The 10,022-nt window shown below is 61.7% G+C and carries 12 protein-coding genes and 1 pseudogene; 8 read left to right on the forward strand and 5 right to left on the reverse strand.

Annotated elements, in window-relative coordinates:
- From AC1DVA_RS25025 to AC1DVA_RS25055, 7 genes and pseudogenes are all read left to right on the forward strand, one after another.
- The coding region (locus AC1DVA_RS25025; RefSeq protein WP_476807664.1) for a hypothetical protein at positions 1–577 on the forward strand (577 nt) is incomplete at its 5' end.
- A 12-nt stretch (positions 578–589) separates the two neighbouring features.
- Positions 590–1,555 carry a dipeptidase gene (locus AC1DVA_RS25030; protein ID WP_476807665.1) on the forward strand — a complete coding sequence of 322 codons (966 nt, stop codon included), beginning with the start codon at positions 590–592 and terminating at the stop codon, positions 1,553–1,555.
- Positions 1,556–1,582: 27 nt separating this feature from the next.
- Complete coding sequence (locus AC1DVA_RS25035; protein WP_476807666.1) at positions 1,583–2,629, forward strand: ABC transporter substrate-binding protein; 1,047 nt, start codon at positions 1,583–1,585, stop codon at positions 2,627–2,629.
- Between the two features lie 149 nt (positions 2,630–2,778).
- A complete protein-coding gene (locus tag AC1DVA_RS25040; RefSeq protein WP_476807667.1) occupies positions 2,779–3,501 on the forward strand; it encodes an ABC transporter permease in 723 nt (240 codons plus the stop codon).
- 1 nt (position 3,502) lies between these two features.
- The gene (locus tag AC1DVA_RS25045; protein ID WP_476807668.1) at positions 3,503–4,291 is read left to right on the forward strand and encodes an ABC transporter permease; all 789 of its coding nucleotides are present in this window, start codon (positions 3,503–3,505) and stop codon (positions 4,289–4,291) included.
- Positions 4,292–4,308: 17 nt separating this feature from the next.
- Positions 4,309–5,376, forward strand: coding sequence for an ABC transporter ATP-binding protein (locus tag AC1DVA_RS25050; RefSeq protein WP_476807669.1), 1,068 nt, complete (start codon positions 4,309–4,311; stop codon positions 5,374–5,376).
- Between the two features lie 276 nt (positions 5,377–5,652).
- Positions 5,653–5,918 (forward strand): annotated as a pseudogene (locus AC1DVA_RS25055) (glutathione-dependent formaldehyde dehydrogenase); the annotation flags it as partial.
- Positions 5,919–6,187: 269 nt separating this feature from the next.
- On the opposite strand, the gene AC1DVA_RS25060 reads toward AC1DVA_RS25055, so the two are convergent.
- Complete coding sequence (locus tag AC1DVA_RS25060) at positions 6,188–6,484, reverse strand: DUF982 domain-containing protein (RefSeq protein ID WP_476807670.1); 297 nt, start codon at positions 6,482–6,484, stop codon at positions 6,188–6,190.
- Between AC1DVA_RS25060 and AC1DVA_RS25065 the strand changes: the two genes are divergently transcribed.
- The gene (locus tag AC1DVA_RS25065) at positions 6,420–6,617 is read left to right on the forward strand and encodes a hypothetical protein (protein ID WP_265055248.1); all 198 of its coding nucleotides are present in this window, start codon (positions 6,420–6,422) and stop codon (positions 6,615–6,617) included. The genes AC1DVA_RS25060 and AC1DVA_RS25065 overlap by 65 nt on opposite strands.
- Positions 6,618–6,763: 146 nt before the next feature.
- Here AC1DVA_RS25065 and AC1DVA_RS25070 read toward each other — a convergent pair whose 3' ends face one another.
- The 4 genes from AC1DVA_RS25070 to AC1DVA_RS25085 form a co-directional block, all read right to left on the reverse strand.
- The gene (locus tag AC1DVA_RS25070) at positions 6,764–7,306 is read right to left on the reverse strand and encodes a hypothetical protein (RefSeq protein WP_265055249.1); all 543 of its coding nucleotides are present in this window, start codon (positions 7,304–7,306) and stop codon (positions 6,764–6,766) included.
- A 37-nt stretch (positions 7,307–7,343) separates the two neighbouring features.
- Positions 7,344–7,640, reverse strand: a complete 297-nt coding sequence (locus AC1DVA_RS25075) for a PepSY domain-containing protein (RefSeq protein ID WP_265055250.1) — start codon at positions 7,638–7,640, stop codon at positions 7,344–7,346.
- A 575-nt stretch (positions 7,641–8,215) separates the two neighbouring features.
- The gene (locus AC1DVA_RS25080; RefSeq protein ID WP_476807671.1) at positions 8,216–8,674 is read right to left on the reverse strand and encodes a hypothetical protein; all 459 of its coding nucleotides are present in this window, start codon (positions 8,672–8,674) and stop codon (positions 8,216–8,218) included.
- 462 nt (positions 8,675–9,136) lie between these two features.
- Complete coding sequence (locus AC1DVA_RS25085) at positions 9,137–9,685, reverse strand: CinA family protein (RefSeq protein WP_476807672.1); 549 nt, start codon at positions 9,683–9,685, stop codon at positions 9,137–9,139.
- Positions 9,686–10,022: the final 337 nt, after the last annotated feature.

Below are 10,022 nucleotides of genomic sequence, written 5' to 3' on the forward strand. Positions count from 1 at the left end.
GCCGGGGCCGGGTCTGGCCGGCATCGCGCAGCAGATCGAGCATCTGCGTGCGAGCCGCATCGCCCCGCTCAACGATGTCGGTTCCGGCGAAACGCTGACGATCGACTGCGTCGGCCAGCATGCCTGGACTGTCGCCGAGACGCTGCTCGATCTCGCTGCCGAGCGCTTCCGGCTGACCGGCAAGGGCRCAGTTCTCGCGCTCAACCTCACGGAGGCCGCCGAATTGCGGGTCGTCTGCGGGCTTGCCGAACGTTTCGGCCTGACGGCCGACATCGAGCCGAAGGGGGACGGTGTCCAGATCTCAGTCGCGGCCCGGCCCTCAGCGAAGCGCAGCACCATCGATATGGTGCGTCGCGACGGCTTTGCCGCCGCCGCTTCGAGCTGGTGGCCGCTGTACCACGCCTCGCACGATGCGCTGATGCCCGATTCCTTCGAGAGCCGCCGCCATGCCGGCACTGTGCGCGTCGAGGCGGACGGACGGGTCATCGGCCGCAATGACGAGGATGAGACCGATCTCTCGATGCTGACCGCCGACCCCTCCCGGCTTCATGCCACTCCTGTTTCCTCCGCTTCGTAAAGGCGCTCTCCGATGCTGATAGACGGCTTGCAATGCGGTTTGTTCGACCGCGGCGTATTCGAGGATCTCAAGGCCGGCGGATTCAGTTGCGTCACGCCGACGCTCGGCTTCTGGGAAGGCGCGATCGAGTCATTTGATTCCGTCGCGAAGTGGCGCGACCTTGCGCGCGCCAACGCCGATCTGATGACTATTGTGCGGACGACCGACGACATCCTCGCAGCCGATCGCGACGGCAAGGTCGCGATGCTGCTGGGCTACCAGAACACCAATCTACTCGATGGCCGCATCCGCTATGTCGAGCTCTTCGCCGATCTCGGCGTCAAGGTCCTGCAGCTCACCTACAACAACCAGAACGAGCTTGGCTCGAGCTGCTACGAGACGGTAGATCCTGGCCTCGCCCGCTTTGGCCGCGAGGTCGTCCGGGAAATGAACCAGTGCGGCATGCTGATCGACCTCTCGCATGTCGGCGACCAGACCACGCTCGATACAATCGAGTGGTCGCAAAAGCCGGTCTCGATCACCCACGCCAACCCGGCCTCCGTCTTTCCGCACAAGCGCAACAAGAGCGATGCGATCATCAAGGCGCTAGCGGAAAAGGGCGGCGTCATTGGCTGCGCCGCCTATCGCAACATCACGCCTGAACCGGCCTGCGACAGCGTCGATGCCTGGGCGCGGATGGTGGCGCAGACCGTCGACATAGCCGGCATCGACCATGTCGCCCTTGGCACCGATTTCAGCCATCACTCCAGCCAGGCCTATCTCGATTGGATGCGCTCGGGCCGTTGGACCCGCTCGGTCCAGTACGGCGCGGGCTCGGCAGCCAAGGCCGGCCCCAGCGAGAAGCCAGCTTGGCTGAAGAAAATAAGCGGCCTGGCCGACGTCGCACCGGCACTGGAGCGGGTCGGTTTCAAGGCGRCCGAGGTCGAGAAGCTCACCTCCGGCAACTGGCTACGTCTCTATCGCGCAACGATCGGTTGAGAGGACAGTATCATGGTTAGGAAAGTGATGGCTCGACCGCAGACCACGCGCCGCAACCTGCTATCGATGCTGGGGGGCGGCCTCGTCGCGATTCCCTTTATCAAGCGGGCTCGCGCCGCCGAGACGCTCTACATCAATACCTGGGGCGGTCCTTGGGAAGAAGCAGCGCGCGCGATACTCTTCACCCCGTTCACGGCGGAGACCGGCATTGAGATCCGCACGATCGCGCCGGTTTCGTTCGCCAAACTCGCCGCGCAAGCCCGCACCGGCGTCTATGAATTCGACGTGACGACACTTGGCGTCGCTGAGCTCGGCCGCGCCAACCACGCCAAGCTGATCGACACCTATGACGAGAGCAAGATCCCTACCTCGTCGCTCTGGCCCGGGGCGGTGACGCTGAACGGCGTCAACTCGCATGCCTTCGCCAACATCATCGCCTATCGCCGCGACAAGATGCCCAATGGCGGTCCGAAGAGTTGGAAGGAGTTCTGGGACACCACCAGATTTCCGGGTTCGCGCAGCTTGCAGAACTACCCTGCCCGCGTGCTCGCCTTCGCGCTGATGGCGGACGGTGTCGAGCCTGCGAAGCTGTTTCCATATGATCTCGACCGCGCCTTCAAATCACTCGAGAGGATCAAGAAAGAGGTCCGCGTCTGGTGGAGCCAGAGCCCGCAATCCCAGCAATTGCTGCGTGATGGCGAGGTCGAGTTGATCGGTATGTGGAACACCAGCGCGCAGGCGATGGTCGATCAGAAGCAGCCGGTCGAACTCGTGTTCGATCAGGCCGTGATCGATGTCGCGACTTGGGTGGTCGCGCGCGGCTCCCCACGGGCCAAGAATGCCTGGCGCTTCATCGAGTTCGCCGTCGGTCCTGAGCGGCTGGCGCAGTTCGCGCAGAAGAACAATTACGGCCCGATGAACCCCATCTCGTTCAAATATCTGTCACCCGAAGTCATCCGCCACATGCCGACCTCGCCGGAGAACCTGTCGAGATCCGTCATCCTCGATGCCGAGAAGCTGTTGCCGCAGCTCGACGTCATGGCCAAGCGCTTCGAACAATGGCTGTCGACTTGACCCTGCCGGTCGCAGCGCAAGGAGGCTCTTGGAGCGCGTCCGGATGGGGCAGAGCCCTGATCCGGCCGCCGTTCCTGCTCTATGCGCCAGCTACCCTGTTCCTGGCCGTGTTCTTCCTCGCGCCACTGGGCCTGGTCGTCTGGATAAGCGTGAGCGAGCCTACGTTAGGCCTCGACAATTACGCCGAATTCTTCGCCTCGAAATACGATCTCAGCGTCCTTGCGCGAACTTTCCAGACGGCGCTGATCGTCACGGTCACCAGCCTCATCTTCGCCTATCCCGTGGCCTATGTCGCAGCCCGGAAGGGCGGGGCGGTCGCAGCCTTTTTGCTCGGTGTCGTGGCGCTGAGCTTCTGGACGAGCTTTCTCGTCCGCACCTACGCGTGGATGGTAATCCTGGGCGCGCGCGGGCCGGTCGTCGGAGTCCTCGTGGCGCTCGGCGTCACCCCACCGCCGCGCCTGCTCTTCACCACCTTCGCCGCGACCTTCGCTATGGCCCATATGCTGGTGCCGTTCATGGTGCTGGCGCTCTATGCCGTGATGAAGCGTATCGACGAGGTCTATATGCGCGCCGCAGCCAGCCTCGGCGCCCGGCCGCTCAGGGCCTTTTTGACCGTCTATCTGCCGCAGAGCCTGCCCGGCGTGCTCAATGGCGCTACCCTGGTCTTCATCACCTGCCTCGGCTTCTATGTGACGCCGACGCTGATCGGAAGCCCGCAGGACAAGATGATCGCCGGTCGCATCGGCCAGCAAATCGAGCAATTGCTCGAATTTGGCGCGGCCTCGGCGACTTCGATGGTCCTGCTCGCCGCCGCGGTCGCTCTCTTCGTGATCTACGACCGCCTATTCGGCATCGAAAAGATGTGGAGGTGAGATGTCGCGCTCCACGGTGATCATCGCGGTTGTTGTCGCGATCCTGCTGGCCGCTCCGATGTTCATCGTCGTGCCGATGTCCTTCAGCACCGCGCCGTCGTTGGAGTTTCCGCCACCGGGCTATTGGCTGGGCTATTACCGGCGCTTCTTTTCCGATCCGAACTGGACGGGCCCGGTTCTGAACAGCTTCCTGATCGGGCTTGGTACGATGGTCCTGGCGATGCTGCTCGGTGCGCCCGCCTCCTTCGCGCTGGTGCGCTACCGGTTTCGCTTTCGGGCGGCCTTCCGGCTCGTCGTGATGATGCCGCTGATCGTGCCCCACATCGTGATGGCGCTGGGCTATTATAGCTATTTCGGTTCGCTCGGGCTGGTTCAGAGCATGACCGGCGTGATCCTCGCCCATGCCTGCCTGTCGATACCGGTCGTGGTACTGACGTTGACCTCGGCGCTGGTCAGTTTCGATCGCAGACTCGAGAACGCTGCAGCGAATCTCGGCGCCCGGCCGCTGACGACCTTTCGGCTGGTGACTTTTCCAATCTTGCGACCGGCCTTCCTCGTGGCGGCGCTGTTTGCCTTCATCCATTCCTTCGACGAGGCGGTGATCGCGATCTTCATCTCCGGCCGCGACAGCGCAACCCTGCCTCGCCAGATGTTCAACAGTTTCCAGATGGAAGCCGACCCTGCCATTTCCGCCGCATCCTCGCTACTGCTGGCTGCCGTGCTGGCCGGGCTCGGTGCGCAGTTCGCCGCCCGGCTTGTGCGCCGGCAACGGCCTGCGACGACCCTCTGAGACGCTGGAGCCTTCCGATGGAAACCGCCCGTTCGCTGTCGCTGAAATCGGTGACCAAGAGCTATCTGCCAGGGCAAAACGCGGTCGACGCCATCGACCTGGATGTCGCGCCGGGCGAGTTCATCTCCTTCCTCGGCCCCTCCGGTTCCGGCAAGACGACCACGCTGATGATGATCGCAGGTTTTGCGCGCCCCACGCGAGGCGAGATCAGCATCGCCGGGCGCCAGATCGATGCAGTCGAGCCCTATGACCGGAATATCGGCATGGTCTTCCAGAACTATGCCTTGTTTCCTCATATGAACGCGGCTGAAAATGTCGGCTTTCCGTTGCGCATGCGCGGCGTCGCCAAGGCGCTGGCGCAGGCGAAGGTCGCGGCTGCGCTCGCCATGGTCGGGCTCGCCGACTATGCCGGCCGCGCCCCGGCCGAGCTCTCCGGCGGCCAGCAGCAGCGCGTCGCACTGGCGCGCGCCCTCGTATTCCAGCCGGACCTCGTTCTGCTCGACGAGCCCTTGGGAGCGCTCGACAAGACCTTGCGCGAGCAAATGCAGATGGAGCTGAAGCGCATCCATCGCGAGCTTGGCGTCACCATGATCTATGTGACCCATGACCAGACCGAGGCGATGGCGATGTCGGATCGCATCGCCGTCTTCAACCGAGGCCGCATAGAGCAGATCGGAACGCCGAGCGAGGTCTACTTCACGCCTAAGACGCGCTTTGTCGCCTCCTTCGTCGGCGACAGCAACCTGTTCTCGGGCAAGACCCGCGAGGACGGCCTCGTGGACGTCGACGGGTTCGGCACGGTCGCCACCAGCGCCCGGCACATCTCTCCGGGCAAGGACATCAGCGTGCTGGTTCGCCCCGAAACGGTCCGGCTCAGTTCCGAACGGGCGGGAGCATCGCCCCTGCGAAATTCCATTACCGTGGAGGAGTTGGTGAACTATGGCGACAGCGTTCTTGTCCTAGGCAGCAAGGCCGGGCAAGAACTGCGGATCCGGGTTCCCAGCATGGACATGCCAAACTTGCGCCGCGGCGACGAATGCGGCGTCGAATGGGCCCCCACGCGCATCCATGTGATCGAGCACTGACTTAACAATACTCGCATATGGCGCTGCTTATAGGGCTCGCGAGCACGTTCGCCAGCTCGTCGAAGTCAGTTGCCTCGCCCTGGTGTTGGTCACCACCGTCGATCGGAACTCATGCGTATTCCTCGTTATGGGTCATGTTGTCGATTGATCCCCGTGACACCACTGGTTGATGACCTCAATCACAGGCCGCGGCGGACATACACCACGCCGCCCCGCCGCGTCGCGGAAGCGGTACGAAAAAGTCACGGCTGGGCCCTAATGGAAACGTTGCCGCAAGGGGGCACGGTTTCGATTCCCGGCGTCTATGTCGGAATGGGCGACAAAATCCCGCTGGGCGCCGCGATGAACAAAGGCCTGACTTTTAAAATGGGCCAGACCCATGTCCAGGCTTACACAAAGCCGCTGCTGGCGAGGATCGAGGCCGGAGAAATCGACCCGAGCTTCGTCATCACCATCCAGCGAGTCTCGAGGATGCGCCCGAAATGTACAGAAAATTCCGCGACAAGGAGGACGGCTGCATCAAGGTCGTATTGAAGCCCTAAAGGAAGATGGCGCGGCGCCTTATGGCTTTGGCGCTGCCTTTGGGCGCAAGCTCCCGCCCAAGTGCGGTTCGCTAGCAATCAAATTGAGAACCTCATAAGCCGACCGCGGCAGTTCGATCCCACGCGACGGTACACCTCCATGATTAGGGACATGATGCCRAGGCACTCTCCACGGACCAGTTGAGAGAGAGCACGTTGATAGCTGATTGGTTTTGTTCCGCGCCGCGCTTAATGGCCCCGCCAGCTCCGGCTGGCGGGGCCTTTTCGTTTCAGGCGGTGCCGTGCGATCCTGTCCGGCGGCTGGTTGCAAACGCGGTCACGTCCGGCGCCAGAATGTCGTTCTYCTCAGCCCAGGAGGCGAAGACCCCTTTCGCAGTCTCGGGCTCAATCTCGTCGCGGACCGCCGCCAAGCAGGCCCTCAATGCGAAGGCGTGGACAGCGTCTCTCTGGCTCTTCGGCCAATCCGCCAGAAACATGTAGGCCTCCATCGCCGACGAGACGGTGGTCGACCTGGCCCGCGCGCAAGCCGCGCTTGATGCAGCCTGGTCCGAGATTCGATCGACCATCCCCGATCCGTTTGACGAGCAAGAGCGGACCAAGCTGGCGTATATCGTCGCAAGCTTGGTAGCGATTGCCGAGGATGAAGATGAGCTGACGCTACGGGCGATCGAGCAATATCGACGCTCGCTCGTTGCCTGAGGTTTTGCAGCGGCGGAACTCCGCTGCTCCTATCGCGTGGCAGCGCGCGATCGCTGCTAGGCCGGAATCTCCCAGTTGCAAACGCGAGTGTTCGCAGAAAGGCCCCGGGGAGAACCCCGGGGCCCACGGTAAGATCGACGTTAGCGTTAGATGGCGGCCTGGCCGCGCAGATAAGGGTCAGCGTTCTCGTCGAAGCGGGTCCATCCCTCCTGGCGATATTGGGCCATGCGAGCATCTCGATCGATCGGCGTCGCGCCATCGAGGATGGCTTCCACCGTCGCCTCCTGCTCCGGCTCGGCCCGGACGGAGACCACGGAGCCGCCGCGACGGACAGTCTCCGCGTAATAGTTGGCCTCCTCCTCGTCATGGCCTTCCTTCACGAATGAGCCGACCAGACCGCCTGCGGCAGCGCCAGCGACCGCACCGGCGGCAGTCGCGGCGAGCCAGCCAGCGGCGACGACGGGGCCGACACCCGGAATGGCAAGCAGGCCCAGGCCCGCAAGCAAACCAGCTGCACCTCCCACGCCCGCGCCAATACCGGCGCCCTCGGCGGCATTCGTCTCATCAGTCTCGCCGTTATGGCCGACGAAGCTGATGTTACTGCTCGAAATGCCGGCGCCTTCAAGCTGCTCGACGACAGAGCTAGCCGTTGCGTAATTATCGTAGGATCGGGTGATCGTGCGGGTCATGTCTGTCTCTCCAAAGGTGTTATGCGAGCGGCATTGATCAATTGCGGGTTATGTTGCCGCGGTAATCGACCGAGACGTTGACTTGTGCGCCGGCGTTAGTGGCTGTACCTTTCCACACGCCATTATCGTCCTTCTTCAGGCCGGTAACGTTAGTGTAGCCATTGGCTTCAAGGCGGCTCTTGGCTTGGCCTTCAGTGAAACTATTGGCTCCCGGAAGCGGAGCGTTCGCATCGGCCGGTGCAGGAGCGGGGGCTGGTGAGGTGGTGGACGTCTGCGCCATAGCGCCGAAGGAGGCTGCGGTACCGATAAAGGACGCGAGTATCAGCTTTTTCATGAGTCTTCTCCGAGGCAGGGCGGCTTGGCCGCGATGCCCTGGAAAACGGCGTTCTGCCTCATTTAGTTCCATTCCAACCCACGAATGCGTAAGCGGAACAGAGCGGGTTTTTACCCGTTATGCGACATTCAATCTTGCCATCTGGAGACCCACRGCAACAGAACCAAAAGCCCTCAACGGCCTGTTCTATCGACGAGCGGCTTAAGGACGTCTATTGGACTGAGAAGCAGCTATCCAATTCTTCCGAGATAGAGAAGTCGGCCAAATCTTTCGAGCTGCAATATAGATGCCGAACAATTTGCCACGCGCACTTCGACGGAGGCATGAATTAAGTGGGCGTGGGTGTTGCTTGATACAGCGTCGCGACGTCAGAGCGCTGCCGCATGTTGCGCATGACGCTGCGCCTTTGCCATGGCGCCAGGCCGTATTGATCGGCGACGCTCGCTGTCGGGATGCGGCTGAGGGCTGGCGTCGACCCCCGCGATCGGGGCGAATCCGTTCGAGGAGACTGGCCGGAAGCTTAGCGTGGCGCGCCTGCCCGTTGGCCAGCGCTCGGTTGCTATGAGAACTCCCCCTTAGGCCGATGCCTGTCGAAGCACGGCCACCGGCAGCGCGTTCAATACGTCCTGGACCTGAATGCAGTGACCTACAATCGTGAGCTCGAGGCCTCTAAGAAGCTCCCGCCATCGGCCGTTTTTGGCTAGGCAGGGTAGCGTCGCCATTTMGGTGCAATCACCCGTTGGGCATTCGTTTAAGGTGAAACGAGTAACAAGCACGAGCAGGGCCTCACCCCCCAATACACGCTTGAAAGCGAGGTAGGCGTCCCTGTCCTCTCCATCAAGCGCGATAGGCCGATACTCGCCGCCAGCAAACAGCTGCGGCGACGCGGCGCGCTCCTTCAACAATGTACGGACGATCCGCTGCTTGACGCGCCCGTCCGCCCACGTTTTCAGCAGTTCGTGGAGCGAAGCGCTGGTCCCGAGAGCCGCTTCCGCAAGGTTGTAGTCAACCGGCCGACGATTGTCGGGGCTCAACGAGCGAGAGATCCCAGAACTCGGTTCCTTGGTAAAAGTCCGATACGCCTGGTACGGTGAGCTTGAGCAGGGGGCGGACCAGGTTGTTGAACATGCCCCGTCGTGCCAGCTCACCCGCAGGGGCCGAAAGCGTTGAATGAAGGCGCTGCCCGGCTTCAATGCTTCGAAGATCAGCTCCTTTGCCGCCCTCTCATAGCTTTCATTCGGATTGACCCAGCTGGTCCGGCGCTTTGCTTCGCGCAGCGCCTTCAGCCGGGATCGGGCRACTGTATTGCGTTTGGAAAGAAAGCCGTACGGTGACTCATATAGCCCATATGGCTTTGCCGATCTCCCTTCGCAATCAACCAGGCGATATGCGGCCGTTTGACGAACGCTGACGCTAATCTATGAGATCCAAGAGCATTCCCTTCCGGCTCTCTCAGTCGCGACGCACTTCGTAGATAACCAGTACAGCAGTGCAGCCTAAAATATCGTAGCCACGCTTTCGTCCCCTAGTTTCTGCAACGCCAATGCAAGTGTCACTGCCACTGCCATCTGATTCAGTGCTGGCGACACCAAGTGGCCAAACTCACAATGAAGGCTATGCGTTGAGTGTGCCGTTGCGCAGGCCATGATGACACGGCCGATCGGGTTACCGTCCTCATCTGGGGTATCACCCGTAACGCCGGTGACGGATAGCGAAATTGTGCCGGGGCCTCGTAATAGCGCCCCATCCGCCATGGCGTGAGCGACCAGGCGATGAACAGCGGTATGGGTCTTTAGCAGATCGGCGGAAACCCCGAGCATTTTCGTTTTAGCTTGCTTTGTGTAGGTCAGAAAACCGCCATCGAACGCGATAGAGGCGCCGACGCACCCGGATAGCGTCTGCCCGAKTAATCCCGCAGTGCATGACTCCGCCGTAACGATGCGCTCATGCCGAGCGAGGCAAATCGAGATCAAGCGCTCCGCTAGTGTTCGAGCGCTTTCGAGTTTAGCTAAATTCAGTCGATCGATGCTGATTCTATCGGACATGGCGATAATCCGCGGCTGCCCAACTCGGTGTCAGGCGCATTTAGGCTGAGGGTTGCCACGCGCCTTCGATTCCCGCGCGCAAAACTCCTTCGTATCTTTTCGAGCCGGCTCTCGTCCAACTCCTCCAAATCCAGGAGCTCTTCTCTGGCCCCTCTAGCTTCCAGATCAGCTCGTCAAGCTTGACTTGCGTCGCAGCGGTGCCGCGTTTTGGCTGTTCTGGATAATGTACCGCCTCAACGAAGGTGATTGGTTTGCCTGTCCACCGCCTGCGCCATTCGAGCCCACAGGACATCATGCTGCCCTTGTGAACGATGAGCTCGTAACTCATAGCCATGAC

The sequence above is a fragment of the Allobosea sp. P4_C6 genome, assembly GCF_056402015.1.